The organism is Pseudomonas sp. BR20 (genome assembly GCF_050780135.1).
Lineage (GTDB): Bacteria > Pseudomonadota > Gammaproteobacteria > Pseudomonadales > Pseudomonadaceae > Aquipseudomonas.
The window spans coordinates 2,682,530-2,703,963 of record NZ_CP172012.1 but is presented as its reverse complement, the minus strand read 5'-3'; the positions used below and the strand labels follow the sequence as shown (position 1 = coordinate 2,703,963).

Annotated in this window: 22 protein-coding genes; 5 read left to right on the top strand and 17 right to left on the bottom strand. The window is 62.5% G+C overall.

Going from position 1 to position 21,434, the window contains the following annotated elements; translation table 11 throughout:
- Window positions 1–14: 14 nt before the first annotated feature.
- Window positions 15–803, top strand: coding sequence for an AraC family transcriptional regulator (locus tag ACHPFG_RS12465; RefSeq protein ID WP_431702740.1), 789 nt, complete (start codon window positions 15–17; stop codon window positions 801–803).
- 253 nt (window positions 804–1,056) lie between these two features.
- On the opposite strand, the gene ACHPFG_RS12460 is transcribed toward ACHPFG_RS12465, so the two are convergent.
- Window positions 1,057–2,070, bottom strand: coding sequence for an ABC transporter substrate-binding protein (locus ACHPFG_RS12460; protein WP_431702738.1), 1,014 nt, complete (start codon window positions 2,068–2,070; stop codon window positions 1,057–1,059).
- Between ACHPFG_RS12460 and ACHPFG_RS12455 the strand changes: the two genes are divergently transcribed.
- Complete coding sequence (locus ACHPFG_RS12455; RefSeq protein ID WP_431702736.1) at window positions 2,064–2,246, top strand: hypothetical protein; 183 nt, start codon at window positions 2,064–2,066, stop codon at window positions 2,244–2,246. The two genes, ACHPFG_RS12460 and ACHPFG_RS12455, sit on opposite strands and share 7 nt — an antisense overlap.
- The gene (locus tag ACHPFG_RS12450) at window positions 2,236–2,667 is read left to right on the top strand and encodes a hypothetical protein (protein WP_431702734.1); all 432 of its coding nucleotides are present in this window, start codon (window positions 2,236–2,238) and stop codon (window positions 2,665–2,667) included. Before ACHPFG_RS12455 ends, ACHPFG_RS12450 begins: the two co-directional genes overlap by 11 nt.
- 9 nt (window positions 2,668–2,676) lie before the next feature.
- On the opposite strand, the gene ACHPFG_RS12445 is transcribed toward ACHPFG_RS12450, so the two are convergent.
- From ACHPFG_RS12445 to ACHPFG_RS12435, 3 genes are all read right to left on the bottom strand, one after another.
- Window positions 2,677–3,621 (bottom strand): methyltransferase, encoded by a 945-nt coding sequence (locus ACHPFG_RS12445; RefSeq protein WP_431702732.1) that lies wholly within the window; start codon window positions 3,619–3,621, stop codon window positions 2,677–2,679.
- 11 nt (window positions 3,622–3,632) lie between these two features.
- The gene (locus tag ACHPFG_RS12440) at window positions 3,633–5,006 is read right to left on the bottom strand and encodes an iron-containing redox enzyme family protein (protein ID WP_431702730.1); all 1,374 of its coding nucleotides are present in this window, start codon (window positions 5,004–5,006) and stop codon (window positions 3,633–3,635) included.
- A gap of 149 nt (window positions 5,007–5,155) precedes the next feature.
- A complete protein-coding gene (locus ACHPFG_RS12435; RefSeq protein ID WP_431702728.1) occupies window positions 5,156–5,905 on the bottom strand; it encodes a glucose 1-dehydrogenase in 750 nt (249 codons plus the stop codon).
- 144 nt (window positions 5,906–6,049) lie between these two features.
- Between ACHPFG_RS12435 and ACHPFG_RS12430 the strand changes: the two genes are divergently transcribed.
- Window positions 6,050–6,910: an AraC family transcriptional regulator N-terminal domain-containing protein gene (locus ACHPFG_RS12430; RefSeq protein WP_431702726.1), complete on the top strand. Its 861-nt coding sequence runs from the start codon at window positions 6,050–6,052 to the stop codon at window positions 6,908–6,910.
- Window positions 6,911–6,934: 24 nt separating this feature from the next.
- Here the strand turns inward: ACHPFG_RS12430 and ACHPFG_RS12425 are convergent, their stop codons facing one another.
- Genes ACHPFG_RS12425 through ACHPFG_RS12415 form a run of 3 tightly spaced genes read right to left on the bottom strand, consistent with a single transcriptional unit; the run spans window position 6,935 to window position 9,070 of the window.
- Window positions 6,935–7,912: a saccharopine dehydrogenase family protein gene (locus tag ACHPFG_RS12425; RefSeq protein WP_431702724.1), complete on the bottom strand. Its 978-nt coding sequence runs from the start codon at window positions 7,910–7,912 to the stop codon at window positions 6,935–6,937.
- Window positions 7,909–8,310: a VOC family protein gene (locus ACHPFG_RS12420; RefSeq protein WP_431702722.1), complete on the bottom strand. Its 402-nt coding sequence runs from the start codon at window positions 8,308–8,310 to the stop codon at window positions 7,909–7,911. Before ACHPFG_RS12420 ends, ACHPFG_RS12425 begins: the two co-directional genes overlap by 4 nt.
- Before the next feature lie 16 nt (window positions 8,311–8,326).
- On the bottom strand, window positions 8,327–9,070 hold the full coding sequence (locus tag ACHPFG_RS12415) for an SDR family NAD(P)-dependent oxidoreductase (RefSeq protein ID WP_431702720.1): 744 nt from the start codon (window positions 9,068–9,070) through the stop codon (window positions 8,327–8,329).
- A gap of 138 nt (window positions 9,071–9,208) precedes the next feature.
- Between ACHPFG_RS12415 and ACHPFG_RS12410 the strand changes: the two genes are divergently transcribed.
- Window positions 9,209–10,096, top strand: coding sequence for an AraC family transcriptional regulator N-terminal domain-containing protein (locus ACHPFG_RS12410; protein ID WP_431703467.1), 888 nt, complete (start codon window positions 9,209–9,211; stop codon window positions 10,094–10,096).
- Window positions 10,097–10,116: 20 nt separating this feature from the next.
- Here the strand turns inward: ACHPFG_RS12410 and ACHPFG_RS12405 are convergent, their stop codons facing one another.
- The 10 genes from ACHPFG_RS12405 to ACHPFG_RS12360 form a co-directional block, all read right to left on the bottom strand.
- Complete coding sequence (locus ACHPFG_RS12405; RefSeq protein WP_431702718.1) at window positions 10,117–11,193, bottom strand: protein-glutamate methylesterase/protein-glutamine glutaminase; 1,077 nt, start codon at window positions 11,191–11,193, stop codon at window positions 10,117–10,119.
- Window positions 11,156–11,689 (bottom strand): chemoreceptor glutamine deamidase CheD, encoded by a 534-nt coding sequence (gene cheD / locus ACHPFG_RS12400; RefSeq protein ID WP_431702716.1) that lies wholly within the window; start codon window positions 11,687–11,689, stop codon window positions 11,156–11,158. The genes ACHPFG_RS12405 and cheD overlap by 38 nt, the downstream gene beginning before the upstream one ends.
- Window positions 11,686–12,495 carry a CheR family methyltransferase gene (locus tag ACHPFG_RS12395; protein WP_431702714.1) on the bottom strand — a complete coding sequence of 270 codons (810 nt, stop codon included), beginning with the start codon at window positions 12,493–12,495 and terminating at the stop codon, window positions 11,686–11,688. The genes cheD and ACHPFG_RS12395 overlap by 4 nt, the downstream gene beginning before the upstream one ends.
- 9 nt (window positions 12,496–12,504) lie before the next feature.
- Entirely contained in the window at window positions 12,505–13,044 is a 540-nt protein-coding gene (locus ACHPFG_RS12390) for a chemotaxis protein CheW (protein ID WP_131699866.1), read from the bottom strand.
- A 36-nt stretch (window positions 13,045–13,080) separates the two neighbouring features.
- Window positions 13,081–14,739: a methyl-accepting chemotaxis protein gene (locus ACHPFG_RS12385; RefSeq protein ID WP_431702712.1), complete on the bottom strand. Its 1,659-nt coding sequence runs from the start codon at window positions 14,737–14,739 to the stop codon at window positions 13,081–13,083.
- 29 nt (window positions 14,740–14,768) lie between these two features.
- The gene (locus tag ACHPFG_RS12380) at window positions 14,769–16,805 is read right to left on the bottom strand and encodes a chemotaxis protein CheA (protein ID WP_431702710.1); all 2,037 of its coding nucleotides are present in this window, start codon (window positions 16,803–16,805) and stop codon (window positions 14,769–14,771) included.
- A 41-nt stretch (window positions 16,806–16,846) separates the two neighbouring features.
- Entirely contained in the window at window positions 16,847–17,134 is a 288-nt protein-coding gene (locus ACHPFG_RS12375; protein WP_431702708.1) for an STAS domain-containing protein, read from the bottom strand.
- Window positions 17,135–17,157: 23 nt separating this feature from the next.
- Window positions 17,158–17,526, bottom strand: a complete 369-nt coding sequence (locus ACHPFG_RS12370) for a response regulator (RefSeq protein WP_065873103.1) — start codon at window positions 17,524–17,526, stop codon at window positions 17,158–17,160.
- Window positions 17,527–17,535: 9 nt separating this feature from the next.
- Window positions 17,536–18,447 carry a methyl-accepting chemotaxis protein gene (locus ACHPFG_RS12365; RefSeq protein WP_371921005.1) on the bottom strand — a complete coding sequence of 304 codons (912 nt, stop codon included), beginning with the start codon at window positions 18,445–18,447 and terminating at the stop codon, window positions 17,536–17,538.
- A gap of 1,241 nt (window positions 18,448–19,688) precedes the next feature.
- Window positions 19,689–21,431, bottom strand: a complete 1,743-nt coding sequence (locus ACHPFG_RS12360) for an ABC transporter substrate-binding protein (protein WP_131698013.1) — start codon at window positions 21,429–21,431, stop codon at window positions 19,689–19,691.
- Window positions 21,432–21,434: the final 3 nt, after the last annotated feature.

Below are 21,434 nucleotides of genomic sequence, written 5' to 3'. Positions count from 1 at the left end.
CAATGAGCCAGTAAATGCCGCCTAAAGGACATGCCAATACCGTGCGCCGCAGTGTGCCTGGGCTCGCCAGCCTGCCACGGCCGGTGTATGGGCGCACTGAATCGCTGCCCAACCGCGCGCTGACCCGTCGGCACAGCCATCCGTGGGTGCAATTGTCCTACGCGATTTCCGGGGTGCTGGAGATCCAGACCAGCGCCGGCCGCTTCGTCGCTCCCCCCCAGCGGGCGGTGTGGATCCCGGCGGGCATGCCGCATCGGGTGTACAGCTCGCCCCATACGGAGATGCGCAGCCTGTACCTTGATTGCAGCGTCACTGCGTGGGCCGCCGAGCGCTGCCAGGTGCTGGAAGTGAGCAGCCTGCTGCGCGAGTTGATCCGCAGTTTCAGCGAGTTGCCGGTGGAATACGCCGAGGATGGCCCGGATGGGCGCTTGGCCCAGGTGGTGCTGGACCAGTTAGCGGCAGCGCCCCAGGTGGACCTGATGCTGCCCTTGCCGCTGGACCCGCGCCTGCGGCAAATCTACCGCAGCCTGAACCTGCACCCGGAACAGCAGACCACCCTCGGGCAGTGGAGCCAGAAGCTGGAGGTCAGCGAGAAGACCCTGAGCCGGTTGTTCTTGCGTGACACGGGCCTGACGTTTCGGGCCTGGCGCCAGCGTTTAAGGCTATTGAGCGCCCTGCCCGCCCTGGAGCAAGGCGAGCGGGTGACGGATGTGGCGTTGAACTGTGGCTATGAGTCCACCTCGGCGTTTATCAATGCGTTTCGGCAGCAGTTCGATGCCACACCGGGTGAGTTCTTCCGCTGACACTTCAAACGCTGAACGCCCGGCAGATAGGGCAACTGTGGCGAGCGGGCTTGTCCCGCGTTGGGCTGCGTAGCAGCCCCAATAAGAGCGCTGCAGTGTGCCAGACAGGTCCGGGGCTGTGTTTTGGGGCTGCTTCGCAGCCCAACGCGGGGCAAGCCCGCTCGCCACAGTTACAGTGTTCCTCCTTAACTGACCGGTATTAGGGCAAGCCCCCTCCCACAATGTTGACCGTATTTCCAATGGGGATCGACGTTCAGCTGCCGTTACCGCCATGGGCCTCTTCAAAGAAATAGTCCTTCCAGCTCGCCGCCTTGTTTTTCAGTACGCCCAATTCCTGCAATTTATCGGCATAGATAGAGGTACGCTGCGGCACGATGGTGAAGTCGATTTCCGGGTCCTGGACGATTTTTTCCACCAGGTCCAACGGCAGCTTCGACTGCTCTACGCGGATATACGCCTTGGCCGCTGCGGGTTTGTCGGCCTTGATGATCTGCTCGGCTTCGGCCAGCGCGGCGTAGAACGCCTGGTAGGTCTTGGGGTTTTCGTCGTGGAATTTCTGCGTGGTATACAGCACGTTGAACGTCGCCGGACCGCCAAGGATGTCGTAGGAACTGAGCACCTTGTGCACGTTGGGGTTCAACAGTTCCTGATACTGGAACGGCGGGCTGGAGAAGTGCGCGTTGATCTCCGAACCACCGGCAATCAACGCGGCGGTGGCGTCGGGGTGGGCCAGGCTGATGGAGATGTCATCGAACTTCTTGTAGTTGGCATCGCCGAACTGCTTGGCGGTTTCGATCTGCAAGGTGCGCGACTGGAAACCCACGCCAGCGGCGGGCACGGCGATCCGGTCTTTCTCGGTGAAGTCCTTGAGGGTCTTCACCTTGGGGTTGTTGGTCAGCAGGTAGTTGGGCATCGAGCCTAAAGAGGCGATGGCCTTGACGTTCTGCTTGCCTTTGGTACGGTCCCACAGGGTGAGCATCGGCGGCACACCGGCCGACACCACATCCAAGGCACCGGCCAGCAGCGACTCGTTCATGGCGGTGGCGCCGGAAATGCTGTTCCATTCCACCTGAATGTCCAGGCCCTGAGCCTTGCCGTGTTTTTCGATCAGGTGCTGGTCGCGCACCACATCGAGGATCAGGTAGCCGATGCCGAATTGCTGGGCGATGCTGATCTTGCCCTCGGCCTGGGCGCCGGGACTGAGCAAGGCGCTGGCGGCGGCGAGGGACGCGGCCAGCAGGGTCAGGGAGGAACGCTTGAATGTCATGGGAAATCTGCCGCGTGTTCGGGAAGGTGATGAAGCGTAGCGGCGGTTTTTTAGACAGCAAAAGAATATCGGGGTCTATTGTTATGCAAATACCCCCAAAACGACGCGTGGCTGTTATTGTGCCGCGCTTTGAAAAAACAGCCGCACACTGCGAGGAACTGCACGTTGAACACTGACGAAAAAATGACCGGGGACCTGTTCGAGGTGGATAAGCGCCTGTCACTCAAACCCGTGGTGGACTTCAACAGCTACCTGCGCAGCGCTTTCGGCGACGGCCCGTGCACCTGCACACGTTGCACCGCCAGCGGCGGTGACGAAACCGGTTACGCGTTCCAGCACACGTTCAGCTTCGACGGCAAACCGAGCCAGCGCCGCTTTGCCTCCACGGCGGGCAGTGATGTGTTGATGGCACTGAAAAAGGCCTGGTTGTCGTACACCAAGGCCGAGCTGCCTTCGACTGGCGTGCTGGCGCTGGAGACGGTGAAAGAGTTTATCGAACCTCAATTGCACAAGCGCCTGGCGCCGCTGTTTCTGGCCAGTGGGTTGGTCAAGGATGTGGACGGCGAGTTGCACCTGCAGCCACAAGCCACGGCCTGAACATCACCGTCAGCGCAAACGGGTGACGGTGAGTGCCACCACTGCGATCCGCTCCACACGCTCATAGCCGGGCTTGGCCAGTTCTTCGCCGAACACATCAGGGTCGAGTTCGCGGTAGGTCCAACCAAAGGCATCGCTGCCCAGCAACGGCTTGACGGCGGCCAGGAACGGGTCTTCCCCGGCGACAATCGCCACGCCGGTGTAGAGCACCAGGCTGCCGCCCAGGGCCAGGCGCCTAACGGCCTCGCCGGCGATGCGCACCGACAGTTGCTCGCCCAGTGCGCCGCCGCCATGCCGATAGGCACGCTGGCGGTCGTCATTCATGTAGGGCGGGTTGGCGACGATCAGGTCAAACGTCCCTTCAACGCTGCCCAACACATCGCTGTGGTACGCGGTGACGTTCGCCAGCCCGGCCAGCTCTGCATTCACGGCAGTCAGGCGCAAGGCGCGCGGGTTGATGTCCACCGCCAGCACCTCGGCGTCAGGGCGCGCCCGGGCGACCGCCAATGCGCCTACACCGGCACCGCAGCCGATGTCCACGGCGCGCTTGATCGGCTCGAAGCGCTGTTGCAAATGGGCTTCGATCAGTTGGGCAAACCGATAACTGTCAGGCCCGAAAAACACCGCGTCCGCTTGCGTGGTGGGGTACGCCGAGTGGGCAAACAGCAGGTCGTCCAGGCTCGACCAACGCACCGCACTGCGCCACAGCGCATCGTGTTTTTCGACCACATCGGCCTGCTGCAGCTCCTCACGAAACGCATCGGGCAATAGCTCGCGGTCAAACGGCAGCGACCATCCGAATACATCGCGCAGGTCCCTCGCCAGCGGCGTCCCCATACGCTGAAAAAACCGTTCATGGGTCAAGGGCGTTGGTGTGATGAACCGGTAGCCATTTTCCTTCAACCCCCGCCCCAGGTTCAGCAGGGCGCGGTCGGCGAGTTGTTGTGCAGACATGGACAAACTCCTCAGCGCAGGCGCGCACGCAGTTGGATAAAACGGCGAGTGGCATACAACCCGGCGGGCGTGCAGTGACGTCGCGCCGACAGCCACGGGATCAGCGCATTGAGCTGCTGCTCATCGGGCAGGTTCCACAGCGAATCCACCAGCGCCTGGGTGTCCGGGTCGGACGGGCGATGCTGCGCGCGCGCGGAACGGCTGCCGCGTCCGGGCCGTACCGGCGCCACGCGTTGATCGCTGATCCAATCGCCCGCGATCCAGTCGTGCAGCACCTGTTTCTCATAGCCGCTGAACACGCCGAACATCGCCGCGCCGGCACCTTCGATCAATTGCCAGAAGCGACTCTCGGCCGGATCCTGGTTGCGCTTGATCCAGCCCTTGTCTTCCAGGGCCTGGAGAAAGGCGCCGATCTGCCCCGGCCGAGCCAGCCATTGGTTGACAGTCTTGCCTTCGAAGCGGCAGTAATCCGAATGCATGTGCTGGCCGAACGTGCGCTTGCGCTCAAGCATGCCGACCACTTCGTCATTCAGGTTGAAGTCGCGGATAACGGCGGTGGTTCCTGGGCCGAGGTCATTCAGGCGATACCCCTCGGCCACGCGACGGTAGAAGTCCTCCCTGCCCTCGCCCAATGGCAACAGGTTCAACACCGACTGCGCGGCCTTGCAGGCATGTCCGCTGCTCGCATTGTCGATGGTGACGTGGAGGGTGAAGTAATACGGGTCGATGCCCAGCTCGCTCAACTCATACGCCGTGATCATCAGGTGCAACGGCAACTGCTCATAGCCGAGGTTGAAGCCGATGATCTCCGGCAGGAAGTCTTCGGCACACAGGCCCAGCGCCAATTGCAGGGCGCCTTGCAGGTAGTGGTCATCCTCAAGGCCGGCATCGCTGTCGGCATCATGCTCGCTGAGTAATTTGCGGTAGATCACCACATGATTTTGCGCCGCTTCGCCGTCACCCAACTCCTCGAGGTAGGTGGTGAGCAGGCCGTCGAAGCGCGGGTCCTGCCAGTAGCGCAGCAACCCGTTGAGCCACGCACCGTCGACCAGCTTGGTCGGCGCCACGCGCTGCAGGAAATACAACGCATGGGCCTTGTTCTGGAAGTAACGACGCGGCTGGCCCTGCTGGCGTTGCTCAAGGTAATCGGCATAGGCCTGGGCGACGTCGGCGCAGCGCTGTTCGATCCAGGCGGGCAGTTGTTCGGGTATCGGGGGCAGTTCACTGGGTGCGGCGCGCACCTGCGCCAATTGCGTCCGTAGAAATTCCCGCGCAACCTCTTCTGCGCCAGGGGGTTCGCCATACAGGTGTTGGTACAACCGCTGGTACTGACCCGGTTGGGTGATGGAGGCCGGCTGGCCCGACAGCGCTGTAAGAAGCGTCATGATGGCAGTTTCCGCAAAGTCCGATACAACCAGGCCTCCCGACAAGGAGGCCCCGCAAGCGCGCTCAACACCACACGCGTCTAAAAGTGCAGAGCCTGCGAGCATGCGAAAAATTCAATCGGGGTTATGCGGGTGCGGATCAGTGGTCGTCAGTAGCCCACGCCACGTACGCCGCCCGAGGCACGGATCGACTCACCTGTGACCCAATGCGCCGCCTCGGAGGCCAGGAATACGGCCAGCGGCGCAATGTCCTCAGGCTCGCCGAAACGCCCCAGCGGCGTGCCGGCAATCAGCGACTGACCAAATTCGCCGGCGAAGTTGCCATCGGTGGCAGGCGTATGGGTATGGCCGGGCAGGATCGAATTGACGCGAATACCGCGCGGTCCCAACTCACGGGCCAGGGCAAACGTCAGCGTATCCACCGCCCCCTTGGTGGCCGAATAGACGCTGGAGGCGAGGTACGGGTCGGTGCTGAGGATCGAGCTGATATTGATGATACTGCCGCCCTGCCCCAGCAACTTGACCGCCTCACGTACCGCCAGCAGGTAGCCCAGTACATTGAGGTTGAACTGCTTGTGAAAGGCCTCTTCAGTCAGGTCTTCAATCATCTGGAACACCGCCACGCCCGCGTTGTTGACCAGGATGTCGAGCCTGCCGTATTCGCTGCGCACCGTGTCGAACAGGCGTGTCACATCGGCAGCCTGGCTCATGTCGGCTCGCACGCCGAACGCAGTGCCACCGTGGGCGCGAATATGGGCGACCACCGCATCGGCGTCAGGTTTGCTGTTGGCGTAATTGACCACCACCGTCGCCCCTGCTGCTGCCAGGGCCTTGGCGATACCGGCACCAATGCCTTTGGAGGCGCCAGTCACGACTGCGATTTTTCCATTGAGTGTCATAGCTGTTTTCCCAGGTTGAGTAATAGTGCTGACCCCCAGTATTCGGGCAAGGCCTGAAACGGCGGTTGCCGGTTTCTCTTCCATGCTTGCCTATTCTTCGCACGTGGCTTGCTTTGCGCTCCGGCACGGCTCATGGTCAGCGCCATGAACGACAACCTGAATGAACTGCGCCGTCTGGTGATGCGCGCAGAAAACACCTGGACCGACACCGGCCTGCCCCGCGTCTCCATGGTCCAGGCCGAAGCCTGCGCAGATCAGTTGTACCCGCCGATGGTGCACCTGGTGCTGCAAGGCTCGAAAACCCTCTCGATTGGCGATCAGATCTCGACGTGCGGGCCGTCCAGCTATTTTGTGGTGCCGGTGGAGGTACCCGCCACCGGCCAGGTCCACGCCGGTGCACCCGGCCTGCCCTACCTGGCACTCAGCCTGACCCTGGAGCCTGCGGTGATCGCGGCCGTGCTGGCGGATGAAGTCACCCCCGACGAGAGCCTGGGCGCGCACCGGTTCGCGGCGGTGCAGGCCACCGACGAATTGCTGGATGCCTGGCTGCGCATGCTGCGCCTGATGGATCGGCCCAGCGAAGCGGCTGTGCTGGGACCCCTGATCGAACGGGAGATTGTGTTTCGCGTATTGCAGGGCCCGTTGCGCTCAACCCTGGTGCAAATGGCCCGCCCCGACGGACGCCTGGCGCAGATCCGGCGAGCCACCGCGTGGATTCGAGAGCACTACACCGAACCCTTTCGCGTGGAACCGCTGGCGGCCATGACCGACATGAGCGTCGCGGCGTTCTATCGGCACTTCAAGGCCACGACCGCGATGACGCCGATTCAGTACCAGAAGCGCTTGCGCCTGTTGCGGGCGCGCTGGTTGCTGCTGTTCGACAGCCTGGATGCGGCGTCTATCGCGTTCCAAGTGGGCTATGAAAGCGCCTCGCAGTTCAGCCGCGAATACGCACGACTGTTTGGCCTGCCACCGATCAAGGACGCGGCGAGGTTCAAGGTCTAGCCGCCCACCGGCACTGCCTGGAGGTTAAAAATCGACGATGCGCGTGCCTGGAATCGTCTGGGCAAAGCCCACGCCAAACAGGTGTGCGGGGCTTTCAAAGCCGCTGCGGCGCTCACCGCCAAGCACCCGGCGCGCGGCTTCTACTGCGGCGAGGGGCGTATAGCTGTAGCCATTGACGGTCTCGATCACCGAGCGTGCCACGCTGCCATCCGCGCCGGTCACTTCGGCGATGGCGCGGGCGCGATGGGCGTCACGTTCGACCTGTGTGGGGCCGTCGGGCAGTTGTGACAGGTCACCTTCGGGGAAGGCGTCGCCACTGATGTGCACGAACATCGCGATATCCGCGATCGCGGTGGAATGCCAGGCGGTCACCAGGTCGCCGAAGGACAGCGGCGCGCACAGCACCGGGCCATCGCCGAAGTCGAGTAACTGTGGCTGTGCGTCCGGGGTCGCGATCAGTTGGCCGTCGACCCTTGCCATAACGCCCGCGCCGATGATTTCGCCCACACTCAGCGCCGAGCCTCGAGACATCGAGCCCGGCACTTGCAGGGCGATGCGCAACGATTGGGGCTGCCGCACGCGCTGGGCGACATGCATGGCCAGGCAGTCGGTGGGCACGACGTCCCAGCCGACACCGGGCAGCAACATGACGCCGGCTGCGGCGGCGTCGCTGCCGAGTTGCTCGGCCAAGCGATAGACGTTGATCTCGGCGGTGATATCCAGGTAATCGACCCCGGCCTTGACACAGGCCTGCATCAAGGTGCCCGCCGTGTGCGCGAAGGGCCCGGCGAAATTGAGCAGCACATCGATACCGTCCAAGGCGTCAGCGCTGGGCGCCTGCGCAGAGAAGACACGGTATTGCACCTCGAGTTGAGCGGCGAGGGGCGCCAGCCGTTCGGCATTGCGCCCGGCGATCACCAGGACCAGGCCCAGTTTTTTGGCGTGTTCGGCGGCCATGCGTCCGGTGTAGCCGGTGGCGCCGTAGATCATCAAGGTCTTCATAGGGTGTGCTGCCAGTTCTTGTAGACGAATTCGAGGCTGTACCCGTCCGGGTCCAGTACGTTGGCGGCGTAGTAATTGGGGTCGTAGTGCAAGCGGGCACCGGGTGCGCCGTTATCGCGGGCTCCATGGGCCAGGGCGGCGGCGTAGGCGGCCTCCACCTCGGCACGGCTGTTGGCGACGAACCCCACATGCACCGCGCGGCCTTCGACCACACCTTCGCGCAGCCAGAAAAACATGCGGCCATGGGCACCGAACCCTTTGAGATCCGGGTGACCGGCAGGCCCGTCCTTGCCATCGAAGTCATGGCGAGCGGTGATGCCCAGGGGCGTCAGCGCGGCGGTGTAGAAACCCACGGAACGCTGGATGTCACTGACTGAAAGAAAGAGATGATCAAGCATGCGGTAGCCTCGCGATTCAAATGATGTAGCCGCCCGCGACCTCAATTGTCTGGGCATTGATCCAACGGCCTTCTTCCGACAGCAGCATGGCGATAACCCGTGCCACGTCTTCCGGTTCGCCTACACGGCCCAGGGCGGTTTGCCCGGCCAGCAGCGCTTCGAACTCATCGTTCAAGCCACCGCCCAGTTCGGTGCGGATGGCGCCGGGTGACACCGCGTTGGCACGGATACGGCGCTCGCCGAATTCCTTGGCCATGTAGCGGGTGAGTACGTCGAGGCCGCCCTTGAAGGCGGCATATGGCGCCACACCGGCGGTAGCGACGCGGGTGGTGGCGCTGGTGAGGTTGACGATGCTGGCGTGTTCTTCCAGCAGCGGCAGCAGGGTCTGGGTGAGGAAGAACGGGCCCTTGAGATGGACGTTGAACAGGTCGTCGAATTGGGCTTCGGTCACGCTTTCAAGCGGGTTGAACAGGCCGTAGCCGGCATTGTTGACCAGCCCGCCCAGGGTGTTTGCACCCCAGGTGGTACGCAGGGTCTGCACCACGGCGTCACGGAACGCTGCGAATGTACCGGTAGCGCTGACGTCCAGTTGCAGCGCCGCCGCCTTGCCGCCGGCCGATTCGATGCGCTGGACCACCGCGAGTGCCGCCTCGGGGTTGCGGTTGTAAGTGAGGATCACGCCGTGACCTTGGCGCCCACACAGTTCGGCGGTACTGGCGCCGATGCCACGGCTGCCTCCGGTAATCACGATAACGCTCATGGCTTGCTCCACTGTCGAAAAGTTGAGTGACCACAATAGCCATCGCCCTACCCCGTGACGCAGCCGTTCCTACTCCAATCCTGCCTGTTTCTGCTTTTTGCTTGCGCAAGGTCTGCAGGAAGGCACAGCATGGCCAGCATGAATACTCAATTGATCGAACTGCGAGCCCTGGCCGCCAAGGCCGAAAACCGCCGCACCGAGACCGGTATCCCGCGGGTGGCGATGGTCCAGGGCGCGATTCCCGAGCATATGCTCGCGGCGGTGTATGACCCGATGATCAACCTGATCCTGCAGGGCAGCAAATCCCTGACCGTGGGCGATCGCACGTTGCACTACGACCCGGCGACGTATTTTGTGATGTCCATCGAGTTGCCCGCCGTGGGCGTGGTCAACCCGACGAGTACGGGCGAACCGTACCTGGCGGTCAGCCTGACCCTGGACCCGGCGGTGCTCACCACCTTGCTCAATGACCTGCCCGCGCCCAGCGGTCGCGGCGAACAGGACGCGGGGTTTTCAGTGGCGGCGGTGACGCCTGCGTTGATGGACGCCTGGCTGCGCATGCTGCGCCTGATGGGCGACCCGGTGGCCATCGCGGCCTTGGCGCCGGTGTATGAGCGGGAAATCCTCTACCACGTGCTGCAAGGCCCCCATGGTTGGATGCTGCGGGAAATCGCCGCGCCGGATACCGCCATGGCGCGGGTCAGCCAGGCGATCCAGTGGATACGCCGGGACTACGCCGACCCGATCCGGGTGGAGGCCTTGGCACAGAAGGCAGCGATGAGTGTTTCGGCGTTTCACCGGCACTTCAAGGCGGTGACCAACTTGAGCCCGTTGCAGTACCAGAAACGCGTGCGCCTGTTAAACGCGCGCACGTTGATGTTGGCCAGTGCGAGCAGCGTGACCAAGGCCGCGTTCGAAGTGGGGTATGAAAGCGCGACCCAGTTCAGCCGCGACTATGCGCGCGTCTTCGGGCTGCCGCCGGCGCGGGATACGGCGCGGATTCTGGCGCAGAGCAAAGGACAGTGAACACAGGCCAGCGCTCGATTTCACTTATACAAGATCGCCTGGTGGATATCCTCCAGCGCCATGATGCGCTGGGCAGCGTTGAGCTTGATAGCTTCCTTGGGCATGCCGAACACCACGCAACTGGCCTCGTCCTGGGCCACCGTGGCGGCTCCGGCCTCGAGCATCTCCTTGAGCCCGCGCGCGCCGTCGTCGCCCATGCCGGTCATGATGATGCCGGTGGCGTTCTTGCCGGCGAACTTGGCCACCGAGCGAAACAGCACATCCACTGATGGCCGGTGCCGGTTGACCAACGGCCCATCAATGACCTGCGCGTGATAATAGGCGCCGCTGCGGGTGACCATCAGGTGCTTGCCCCCAGGGGCGATCAGGGCCAGGCCAGGCAGGATGCGGTCGTTGTTGCGCGCTTCGCGCACCTCGATCTCGCATACGCTGTTGAGGCGCTCGGCAAACGAGGCGGTGAATTTTTCTGGCATGTGCTGCACGATCACCATGCCCGGGCATACCCTCGGCAATGCCGTCAGTACCGCCTCCAACGCTTGGGTGCCGCCGGTGGACGTGCCGATGGCGACGATACGTTCAGTGGTCTGTGCCATGGCATGGCCATTGGCGGCAGGCAGGATCGCATCCGCACTGAGCTTGCTGGCCGGGGCCAGTGCCGGGCTGGCGCTGCGCTTGCCCAGGTTCCTGACGTTGGAATTCGCTGCGGCGCGGATCGCTGCCACCAGCTCGGCCGCCGACTCGATCAGGAAACTCTTCAATCCGGTGCTGGGCTTGGTGATGATTTCCACAGCACCCGCCGACAGCGCCTGCAGGGAGGTTTCGGCGCCTTTCTGGGTCAGCGAGGAACAGATCACCACCGGTGTCGGCCGCTCGCTCATGATTTTCTTGAGAAAGGTGATGCCGTCCATGCGTGGCATTTCCACGTCCAGCACGATCACATCCGGCCATTCCCGGGCGAGTTTGTCCATGGCGAAAATCGGGTCGGAGGCGGCGCCCATAACGTGGATATCCGGCGTATCGCTGAGGATCGCCAGCAGTACCTGGCGTACCACGGCCGAGTCATCGACCAGCAGTACACTGATTTTTTTGGTAGGCATCTTGTTGAATTATTCCCATTGGTTGGTGCCGGACCCAGACGTTGCCGTTCCACAGGTCGAACATGATCGTGCGGTAACCGGTACTGCCCATGTCCTGGGCTGTCAGGTGCAGGTGATAGTGCTCGGCCAGGGCCAGCGCTGCGCGAATATTCAGGCTGGCCACGTCCTGCGTTGGCGGGCGGCGCTGCTGCTCGGGAAACATCTTGCCGCCGCCGAACAACTTGACCTGGTAATCCTGTGCATACGTGCCATTGACCTTGGCGTGGAGCAGCAACAGTTCCAGGGCTTCGTCGGCATATCGGCCATCCAGGGGCTGATGGTCGCGCAGGCGCCCCGGCAGCATGAAGTGACACATGCCGCCGATCAGCCGTTGCGGGTGCCAAAAGGTGATCGCCACGCAGGAACCGAGCAAGGTGCGCAGGCGCGTCGACTGCGTCGCAAAGCTGACCTGCCCAGGGGCTAATACCACTTCGGCCGTACCGGCAGGCTTTTTCATGGCTTGCGGTAAATCGACGGTGCCACCAGCTTCAGGGTGTCATTGACGCCGTGGAGGCTTTCCGAGTGACTGATGATCAAGTAGCCGCCGGGTTTGAGCAGCGGCAGCAGGCGCGCGATTACCTGGCTCTTGGTCTGCTGATCGAAATAAATCATCACGTTGCGCAGGAAGATCACCTCGAACTCCCCCAAGGCGGGCAGCGCTTCGTTAAGGTTGATCTGGACAAAGTTGACGCGGCTACGCAAGGCCTTGTCGATCAGCAAGGTGCCCTCCTGGCGACCAATGCCCTTGAGGCAGTACTTGGCCAGCAGCGGCTGGGGCAATGTCTCGGTGCGCTCCATGGAGTAATGGCCAGTGCGCGCCTTGGCCAGCACTTGGGAGCTGATGTCCGAGGCGATCACTTCCCAGGGCGTGCTGCCGAGGCTTTCGGCCAGGGTCATCGCCAGGCTGTAGGGCTCTTCACCCGAGGAGCTGGCCGCGCTCCACACGCGAAACACCTTGCCCGGCGCGGCATGGGGCAGCACCTGCTGACGCAGGAAGTCGAAGTGCTTGGGCTCGCGAAAAAAATAGGTTTCGTTGGTGGTCAGCAAATCCAGCGCAACCTGCAATTCGCCCTTGCGCTCGCCATTCATGATCAACTTGAAATACTCACCATAGCTGTGCAGCTCATAGTGCTTGAGGCGCTTGAACAGGCGTCCGGCCACCAGGGCTTTCTTGGCCGGCGACAGGTTGATGCCGGCCGCGCGGTACAGCCAGGCCTGGAACTGACCGAATTCACGGTCGTCGATGGAGACGGTGTCTGGCATGGTCGGGTCTCAACGCGGGTCGAAGTCGAGGGCCGGCGCCTGGCCGGCCTCGGCGAGACTGGACATCTCATCGATGGACAGCACCTTGTCCACCTCCAGCACGATCACGAACTTGCCGTCGACCTTGGCCATGCCGCTGATGAAATCAGCGCGAATTCGCGCGCCGAAGTTGGGTGGCGGTTCGATCTGCGTGGCAGGGATCTCCCGCACGGCAGACACCGTATCGACCAGCAGCCCGATGTCCTGGGGCTGCCCATCCTCGGTACTCGCCTCGATGATGATCACGCAGGAGCGCCGCGTGATCGCCGAGTTGGCCCGGCCAAAGCGCGCCGACAGGTCGACCACCGGCACCACCGCGCCGCGCAGGTTGATCACCCCGCGCACAAAAGCCGGCATCATCGGCACCACGGTCAGGCTGCCGTATTCAATAATTTCCTTGATCCCCAGAATGCCGATGGCGAACATTTCGCCGCCGAGCATGAAGGTCAGGTACTGCGCATCCTCATCTACCGCCACCGCGGTCTGCCGAGTCGTCATTACTGCGCCCATGTCACTCTCCCTAGTAGGCCCGTATTGATCGTGCGATCAGAAGCGGGTGAAATCCGCTTCGTCCGGGGCACTGGCCATGGTGTAGGCGAACGCCTTGCGCTGCGCCGGTGTTTTTGGGCGTGGCGCCTGACGGTTGGGCTTGCTGCCCGGGCTGTCCACGCCGCTGCTTTGAACCGCGACCCTGGGCGCTGAATCCAGCACGAAGAAGCTCATGGCCTGTTGCAGTTGCTCGGCCTGGCTGCTCATTTCTTCGGCCGTGGCCGCCAGTTCCTCGCTGCTCGAGGCATTTTGCTGGGTCACCTGGTTGAGCTGGGTCATCGCCGTGTTGATCTGCGCGACACCGGCCGCCTGTTCCTCGGACGCGGCGCTGATTTCCTGCACAAGGTCGGACGTCTTGTTGATGGAAGGCACCATTTCGTCGAGCAACTTGCCGGCTTTCTCGGCCATGTCCACGCTGCTGGAGGACAGTTCACCGATTTCCTGGGCGGCTACCTGGCTGCGTTCAGCCAGCTTGCGCACTTCGGCGGCTACCACGGCGAACCCCTTGCCGTGCTCGCCGGCCCGAGCGGCCTCGATAGCGGCATTGAGCGCGAGCAGATTGGTCTGGTAGGCGATGTCATCGATGATGCTGATGCGCTGGGCGATTTTTTTCATCGCCACCACCGTCTGCTGGACCGATTCGCCGCCCTCGGTGGCTTCCTTGGCGGCCTTGCTGGCCATGCCATCGGTGACCTTGGCGTTTTCGGTGTTCTGGTTGATGCTGGCGCTCATCTGCTCGACCGACGCACTGGTTTCCTCGACGCTCGCGGCCTGTTCACTGGTGGCCTGGCTCATCGATTGCGCGGTGGCGCTGACCTCCTCGGAGGCGCTGGCCAGGTTATCGGCGGCGTTACGCACTTCGCCGATGATATGTGCCAGCTTGCCGACCATGTTGCGCATGGCGTTGAGCACCATGCCGGTTTCATCTTTCCCACCGGGCTCGATGTGCGCGTTGAGGTTGCCTTCGGCCAATTGCTCGGCGGCGCTCGCAGCTTGGCGCAGCGGGCGGGAAATGATCCGCGCGATGAATATCGCCAGGCCCAGGCCGATCAACAGGGCCGCGCCCAGTACTGCAATGATCGACACGCGTGAGCTTTCGTACAGCGCCGAGCCCTTGTCGCCCGCGACAGTCGCGCCAGCATCATTGAGCTCGACCATTTTCTGCAGGCGGGCGGTCACCTCATCGAAATGCCCCTTGGATTCTCCCCTGAGCAAACCGCGCGCCTGGGCTTCCTGGTTCTGCCGGGAAAACTCGAGCACCTGCTTGCTGGATGCCAGGTAGGCGTCCCAAGCGCTTTTCACGCTGGCCAGGAGCTGCCGATCTTCATCGTTCGAGAGCAATTGCTCGTAGGTGCCCATGCGGGTTTCGAACTGTTGGCGCGCGTCGATGGCTTCGCGTTCGGCCTGGGCCTTCTCCTCGGCAATATCGGTACCGATGTGGCGATTTTCTTTCAAGCGGTAGCTGGCGGCAAAAAAACGCATGCCTGCCGCTGCGCGCATGGAGGGCATCCAGTTGCCCTTGATTTCCTGGGCGGCCTGGTTGACGGCACCGAGCTGGAGGATGGCGAAGCCGCCCATGACCCCGGTGAGTGCCAGGACCACCAGGAACGAGCTGATCAACTTGGTGGAAATCTTAAGATCGTAGAACCATTTCATCGGGGAACCTCCATGGAATTGCAAATACGTCAGCGGGCGACGACCGGTAGCGACTGAGGCGCCTGGGTCGTGCGGGCTTCCAGTTGTACGATTTGGTTGAGCAGTACCGGTACATCCAGGATCAGGGCCACCGCGCCGCTGCCCAATATGGTCGAGCCGCTGATGCCGCGCAGTGCGCCGAACAACTTGCCAAGGGGTTTGATCACGGTCTGAAACTCGCCGAGCAGGTCGTCCACCACCAGCCCGGCCTTATGCTCGGCGTTGCGCACCACCACCACGTTCTGGCGTCGGGCTGGGGGGCCTTCGTGACTGAAGTGGTCGCGCAGGTGCACCAGCGGCAACACCTCGCCACGCAGGTCCAGATAACCCGTGTCGCGGCTGGACTGGCGCTGGTGTTCATCCAGCTCGATACATTCCTGGACCATGTCCAGGGGAATCACGTAGGTGGACTGGTCGATGCCGACCAGGAACCCATTGATGATCGCCAGGGTCAGCGGCAAGCGAATGCGCACCACGGTGCCCTGGCCGGGGCGGCTGTCGAGGTCGACGGTGCCGCGCAACAAGGTGATATTGCGCTTGACCACGTCCATGCCGACGCCGCGCCCGGACAGGTTGGTCACCGCCTCGGCGGTGGAGAACCCCGCTTCGAAGATCAGGTTATAGATCTCCTGGTCGGTGAGCACCGCACCGCTGGCCACCAGCCCGCGTTCCTGGGCCTTTTGCAGGATGCGTTCGCGGTTGAGCCCGGCGCCGTCGTCGGCGATCTCGATGACGATGCTCCCCGAGTCATGGTAGGCATTGAGGCTCAGGTGGCCCTTGGCCGACTTGCCGGCCGCACGCCGCGCATCGGCGCTTTCGATACCGTGGTCCATGGCGTTGCGCAACAGGTGCATCAGCGGGTCGCCGATCTTCTCGACCACGGTCTTGTCCAGTTCGGTTTCCGCGCCGCTGATGATCAGTTCGATGTCCTTGCCCAGCTCCTGGCTGATATCGCGCACCACCCGGCGGAAGCGGTTGAACGTGTCGCCGATGGGGATCATGCGCAAATGCAGGGCGCCATCGAGGATCTCTTCCACCAGACCCGATACCGTCGAGGAGGCCTCTTGCAAGGGGTCGTTGCTACAGGACCGGGCCAACAGGCTCGCGCCGGCGCTGGCGATGACCAACTCGCCGACCAGATTGATCAACTCGTCGAGCTTGTCGGCGTTGACGCGCACGTAATTGCCGTCGCGGGTTTTCGCCTCGCCGGCTGCCGGCCGCTGCGGTGCGGCCGTCACCAGGCCTGGCTCGGCCTGCGTGACCGGGTCACCAGCGATGGCCGCCTTGCTGGCGGGCGCTTCGTCGACGGCACTGATGTGCACTTCACAGTCGTCACGCACAAAGTCGAACACTTCGTTGAGGGTGGCGTGGCTGGCCGTCGAGCGCAGGTCGATCTCAAAACCCAGGTAGCAGCTTTCCGGGTCCCAGCGGTCCATGGGCGGGATGCTGTCGGTCAGTGTGGTGACCTGCATCATCTGCCCCAAGGTCTCGAGGTAGCGCAGAAATGACAGCGGGTCCATGCCATTACGAAATACGTCCACGCCGAAGCGCAGGGAGATGTGCCAGAGCACTTCGACCGCCGCGTCGTCGGCCACCTCAGCGGTTTCGACGCTGGCGGTGGCGGTTCGCATCGGCTGATAGGCACTCAGCGCCTCGCGCAATGCCTCACCGCGCTCCAGAGCGGCAGGCGTCGGCACCTCACCGCGGTTGGCGACCACCTCGACCAGTTCGAGCATGTGGTCGCCGCACTTGAGCAGCAGCGCGATCAATGCGGCGTCCACCGCCACATTGCCTTCGCGCAGGCGGTCAAGCACGTCTTCGACGATATGCGTGAACCCCACGATCGACGCCAGACCGAAAAGGCCCGCCGACCCCTTGATGGTGTGCGCAGCGCGGAAAATCGCGCCAATGGCATCTTGGTCGTCGGGCTCGCTTTCCAATTGCAGCAGGGATTGCTCCATGGCCTGCAACAGCTCGCGAGCCTCTACGATGAATGTCTGCTGTGCCTGATCGAGATTGATGCTCACCGTGACTTTCCTTGTCGATCAAAAAACGTGGGGGGCGCTGACTATGAGGCCGCGCTGCGACACAGTTGGAGCGCCTGCATGACTACCTGGCTCTGGCCGGTCACGCTCAAGGCGGTACCGGCGATGCCGGCTTCACGCCGGATGACCGCGAGCAACTGCAGGCCGGCGCCATCCATTTCCGTGACCTCTGACAGGTCCAGCTCCAGGCGTGGCGCCGCGCCCATCTGCGGCAGCAGCGCAGCCGCCAGTTCCGCTACGGTGTAGATCGTAAGCTCGCCGTCAATGCGCACGCGCGCAGTGTCGTCGATTGTTTCGGTGGTTATCGGCATGGGAGCCTCCCTGGCGCCGGGGATCAGGGCAGGATCAGTTTAGACACGGCTGCCAACATCTGCGCAGGCTGGAACGGCTTGACCACCCAGGCCTTGGCGCCAGCGGCCTGGCCCTCGGCCTTCTTCGACTCCTGGGACTCGGTGGTCAGCATGATGATCGGGGTGAACTTGTAGTTGGCCAGCTTCTTGACCTCCTTGACGAAGGTGATGCCGTCCATGTTGGGCATGTTCACGTCGCTGATGATCAGGTGCACTTTCTGCCCGGTCAGCTTGCCCAGGGCATCCTTGCCGTCGCTGGCCTCGATGACGTCGTAACCGGCGCTTTTCAAGGCTATGCCGACCACTTGCCGCACGCTGCTGGAGTCGTCGACCACTAATACATTCTTCGCCATGATGTGCTCCTAAAAGAAGGTGATGTCTTGAGAATTCTGCTGCACGGCCGCCTCTCCATGATGGAGGCGCCGCTGCTCGTCGGTGGCGTAGGTGGCTTCCATGCGCGCCAGCCATTGGCGGGCGTCGACGGCCACCGGCTGGTCCGGGGCCTGGCTGGCCTGCAGGAGGTGCTCATGCAGGGCGTGCATGTTGTCTCGCACGTGGCTGAGGATCTGGCTGACCCGGTCCTGGAATTGCAGATTGACCAGCACCTCGGTCATCTCATCCCGGATCCCGTAGCTTTCCTGCTTGAGCAGGTCGGCGGATTCGGCCAGGCGCCCGGTGATGTTCTGGAAGCGTGCGAGCACCACTTGAATACTGTTTTCGGACTCGGCCACCGAATGGCTGTCCTGGTCGGCACTGCTGGACGCGGCCTGGACCAATTGCGTAATGGCGTTATTGATGATGTCGACCTTGGCCGACATCTGCTGGCCGGTTTCACTGGATTTGCTCGACAGGCTGCGCACCGCGTCGGCTACCACCGCAAAGCCGCGACCGGCCTCACCGGCACGCGCCGCCTCGATGGCTGCGTTGAGGGCCAGCAGGTTGGTTTGTGCGGCAATCGCCGCCACATCAGCGGCCATGGTGCGCAGTTCGCCGGTGTAGGCGGTAAGGCTGCGGACCTGGGCCAGGGTCTGGTCACGGCTGGTTTGAGTGGCCTTGAGCGAGTTGATCACCTGGCTCAACTCGCTGTCACTGCGTGCCAGCACCTCAAGTGCGCCGTCGGCGGCCTGCCCATCCAGTTCGCCGGCCGCGTGCTGCGAGGCTTGTACCGTTTCCTGCAATCGCGTGGCGATCCCGGTGAAACGGTTGGCCAGGCTCACAATCGCTTCTTCGGTCTGATGGCGCGAGCTTTCCACCTGCTTGGCCCAGATGGGCATGGCGCCCAACAACACCTCATCGAGTTGCGCACGAGAGGCCACGCCGTTGTGCGCCGCGTCTGCATCTGACTGATCCGCCTGCGCCCGCGCAATCGCCCGCAGCATGGCGTTGCGCTGCGAAGCCGCGCTCCAGGCACAGGCACCGAGGCCGATCAGCACCAGTACCGCGCAGGCCAACAGATTGGCCGACGAGGTTGATTGCACGAGTATCCACAACACGGCAGGCACGACCGGGATCAAAGCGAACCAGCGAAAACGTGGATAAACGGGAAGAGGCATGCTGCTGGAATGGCGCTGGGGCATGAGTTCGATCCTTGAACGTTGTTGCGGATGTAATTGACATAGTTGTTATCTGCGCTGTAACTCGCAACTTGAGGCGACTTAGGTGCCTTCCGTCTGGTTTATGACCGGTGGGTGACAGGCCTGGCAGTCCTGGAGCCTTGTTGCTGAAGGATCAGCGGTGGTTTACGGAACAGGGGGGTTGTTGCAGCGCTGGCTAGCGAGTCTGTCTTTCGGGCTGAGAAATCTCTTTGTGGTGAGGGAGCTTGGTTCCGTGGCGGCCTTCGGGCCGACCGCTTTTTGGGGTTTGGGTGCGTACATATCCGTTGCTGCGGTAACGGCCGCTATGGGTTCCGCCCTTACGGCGGGTCACTTTGGAAAAGCCCCAAAGTAACCAAAGGGCTCTTGCCCCACCACTCGGTACCTCGCCTAGGCTCGGTATGCCCGAACGAAGGCTTGAATCCGTGGGCCGCCGTCATGGGCCATCCATGGCCCAGGACGGCTAACCCGGCGTCCTGCCGGGTTACCCACGGATTCAAGCCTGCGTTCGGCCAGCGTGGTTAACGGGGCGCCTGAGATCAAGATCAAAAGCCAGAGGAAAAGCAGAGCAAAAGCAGAGCAAAAGCAGAGCAAAAGCAGAGCAAAAGCAGAGCAGAAGCAGACCGAGGTCCATCTGATATATGGAGATCCAAATGTGGGAGGGGGCTCGCCCCCGATGAGGGTGGGTCAGTGATACTTGGGTTGACTGACTCACCGCTATCGGGGGCAAGCCCCCTCCCACATTTTTAACCCAGTACACCAGACCCAACTCCGGTCGGCTCTAAGGCCGCCACGAGACTAAGCTGCCCATACTCAGGATTGCCTGACCAACCCGCGTCATCGGTCACAGAGCTGCGCCTTCATGTTTGCGCCAAAACAAAACGGCACCTGGGTGCCGTTTTGTGTTTCATGCCCGGGCACGTTTACTTACGCGCGGCCTCCCACTGCTTGAGCAGGTCGCCATAGGCCACGGTTTCGCCTTTCGGTTTCTCGTTGGCCAGTTTCGGTTTCGGCGCACCCGGCTGGTCGAACCAGTATTGCGCGTCACGCTCGGGGTTCATTTTCGGGCCACATACCGGCTGCACCTTGGAGCGTTCCAGGCGCGTCATGATCGCGTCCTGCTCCTTGGCCAGGTTATCGAGGGCCTGTTGCGGGGTTTTCTCGCCGCTGGCGGCGGCGGCGATGTTGCTCCACCACAGTTGCGCCAGGCGTGGGTAGTCCGGCACGTTGGTACCGGTCGGCGACCACTCGGTCCGGGCCGGGCTGCGGTAGAACTCCACCAGGCCACCGAGTTTCGGCGCCATGTCGGTCATGGCCTGTGAGTTGATATCGGACTCACGAATCGGCGTCAGGCCGACGATGGTTTTCTTCAGCGACACAGTTTTTGAGGTCACGAACTGCGCGTACAACCAAGCGGCGAGTTTCTGCTTCTCCGGCGTCGACTTGAGGAAGGTCCAGGAACCCACGTCCTGATACCCCTTCTTCATGCCCTTTTCCCAATAAGGCCCGACGGGCGACGGTGCCATGCGCCATTTCGGCGTACCGTCGGCATTCACCACCGGCAGGCCCGGCTTGACCATGTCGGCGGTAAACGCGGTGTACCAGAAGATCTGCTGGGCGATGTTGCCCTGGGACGGCACCGGGCCGGATTCGGAGAAGGTCATGCCCGCCGCTTCCGGTGGCGCGTAGGCTTTCATCCAGTCCACGTATTTCTGCGTGGCGAACACAGCGGCCGGGCCGTTGGTGTCGCCACCACGGGTGACGCTGGAGCCCACCGGGTGGCAGTCCTCCACGCGGATGCCCCACTCGTCCACCGGCAAGCCGTTGGGCAGGCCTTTGTCGCCGCCACCGGCCATGGAGAACCAGGCATCGGTGAAGCGCCAGCCCAGGGATGGGTCTTTCTTGCCGTAGTCCATGTGCCCGTAGACGCGCTTGCCGTCGATTTCCTTGACGTCTTCACTGAAGAATTTGGCGATGTCTTCATAGGCTGACCAGTTCACCGGCACGCCGAGTTCATAGCCGTATTTTTCCTTGAACTTGGCTTTCAGTTCCGGACGCTCGAACCAGTCGGCGCGGAACCAGTAGAGGTTGGCAAATTGCTGGTCGGGCAGTTGGTAGATCTTGCCGTCCGGCGCGGTAGTGAAGGAGATACCGATGAAGTCCTTGATATCCAGGGTTGGCGAGGTGAAGGCCTTGCCTTCGTTGGCCATCAGGTCGGTGATGGATTCGGTCTTGCCATAGCGAAAGTGCGTACCGATCAAGTCGGAATCGTTGACCCAGCCGTCATAGATATTCTTGTCGGACTGCATCTGGGTTTGCAGCTTCTCCACCACGTCGCCTTCCTGCAGCAGGTCGTGGGTCAGCTTGATGCCGGTGATTTCACTGAAGGCCTTGGCCAGCACCTTGGATTCGTACTCGTGGGTGGTGAGGGTTTCCGACACCACATTGATCTTCATCCCACGAAACGGTTCCGAAGCCTTGATAAACCACTTCAACTCCTCAAGCTGCTGGTCGGCCGTGAGGGTCGACGGCTTGAACTCACTGCCGATCCATTTTTTCGCGGCATCTTCGTACGCATCGGCCCAGGCCGTGGCGCTCAAACCGCTGAGGGCCAGTACGGCGGCCAATGAAATGCTATGTCGCAGCTTATTGTTCTTATTCAACATAGA

What these genes read in the sequence shown, in the direction of transcription:
- ACHPFG_RS12465 (WP_431702740.1), top strand. Translation starts at nt 15, where the DNA reads ATGCCGCCTAAAGGACATGCCAATACCGTGCGCCGCAGTGTGCCTGGG.
- ACHPFG_RS12455 (WP_431702736.1), top strand. Translation starts at nt 2,064, where the DNA reads ATGTCATGGGAAATCTGCCGCGTGTTCGGGAAGGTGATGAAGCGTAGC.
- ACHPFG_RS12460 (WP_431702738.1), bottom strand. Translation starts at nt 2,070, where the DNA reads ATGACATTCAAGCGTTCCTCCCTGACCCTGCTGGCCGCGTCCCTCGCC.
- ACHPFG_RS12445 (WP_431702732.1), bottom strand. Translation starts at nt 3,621, where the DNA reads ATGTCTGCACAACAACTCGCCGACCGCGCCCTGCTGAACCTGGGGCGG.
- ACHPFG_RS12440 (WP_431702730.1), bottom strand. Translation starts at nt 5,006, where the DNA reads ATGACGCTTCTTACAGCGCTGTCGGGCCAGCCGGCCTCCATCACCCAA.
- ACHPFG_RS12435 (WP_431702728.1), bottom strand. Translation starts at nt 5,905, where the DNA reads ATGACACTCAATGGAAAAATCGCAGTCGTGACTGGCGCCTCCAAAGGC.
- ACHPFG_RS12430 (WP_431702726.1), top strand. Translation starts at nt 6,050, where the DNA reads ATGAACGACAACCTGAATGAACTGCGCCGTCTGGTGATGCGCGCAGAA.
- ACHPFG_RS12425 (WP_431702724.1), bottom strand. Translation starts at nt 7,912, where the DNA reads ATGAAGACCTTGATGATCTACGGCGCCACCGGCTACACCGGACGCATG.
- ACHPFG_RS12420 (WP_431702722.1), bottom strand. Translation starts at nt 8,310, where the DNA reads ATGCTTGATCATCTCTTTCTTTCAGTCAGTGACATCCAGCGTTCCGTG.
- ACHPFG_RS12415 (WP_431702720.1), bottom strand. Translation starts at nt 9,070, where the DNA reads ATGAGCGTTATCGTGATTACCGGAGGCAGCCGTGGCATCGGCGCCAGT.
- ACHPFG_RS12410 (WP_431703467.1), top strand. Translation starts at nt 9,209, where the DNA reads ATGAATACTCAATTGATCGAACTGCGAGCCCTGGCCGCCAAGGCCGAA.
- ACHPFG_RS12405 (WP_431702718.1), bottom strand. Translation starts at nt 11,193, where the DNA reads ATGCCTACCAAAAAAATCAGTGTACTGCTGGTCGATGACTCGGCCGTG.
- cheD (WP_431702716.1), bottom strand. Translation starts at nt 11,689, where the DNA reads ATGAAAAAGCCTGCCGGTACGGCCGAAGTGGTATTAGCCCCTGGGCAG.
- ACHPFG_RS12395 (WP_431702714.1), bottom strand. Translation starts at nt 12,495, where the DNA reads ATGCCAGACACCGTCTCCATCGACGACCGTGAATTCGGTCAGTTCCAG.
- ACHPFG_RS12390 (WP_131699866.1), bottom strand. Translation starts at nt 13,044, where the DNA reads ATGGGCGCAGTAATGACGACTCGGCAGACCGCGGTGGCGGTAGATGAG.
- ACHPFG_RS12385 (WP_431702712.1), bottom strand. Translation starts at nt 14,739, where the DNA reads ATGAAATGGTTCTACGATCTTAAGATTTCCACCAAGTTGATCAGCTCG.
- ACHPFG_RS12375 (WP_431702708.1), bottom strand. Translation starts at nt 17,134, where the DNA reads ATGCCGATAACCACCGAAACAATCGACGACACTGCGCGCGTGCGCATT.
- ACHPFG_RS12370 (WP_065873103.1), bottom strand. Translation starts at nt 17,526, where the DNA reads ATGGCGAAGAATGTATTAGTGGTCGACGACTCCAGCAGCGTGCGGCAA.
- ACHPFG_RS12365 (WP_371921005.1), bottom strand. Translation starts at nt 18,447, where the DNA reads ATGCCCATCTGGGCCAAGCAGGTGGAAAGCTCGCGCCATCAGACCGAA.
- ACHPFG_RS12360 (WP_131698013.1), bottom strand. Translation starts at nt 21,431, where the DNA reads ATGTTGAATAAGAACAATAAGCTGCGACATAGCATTTCATTGGCCGCC.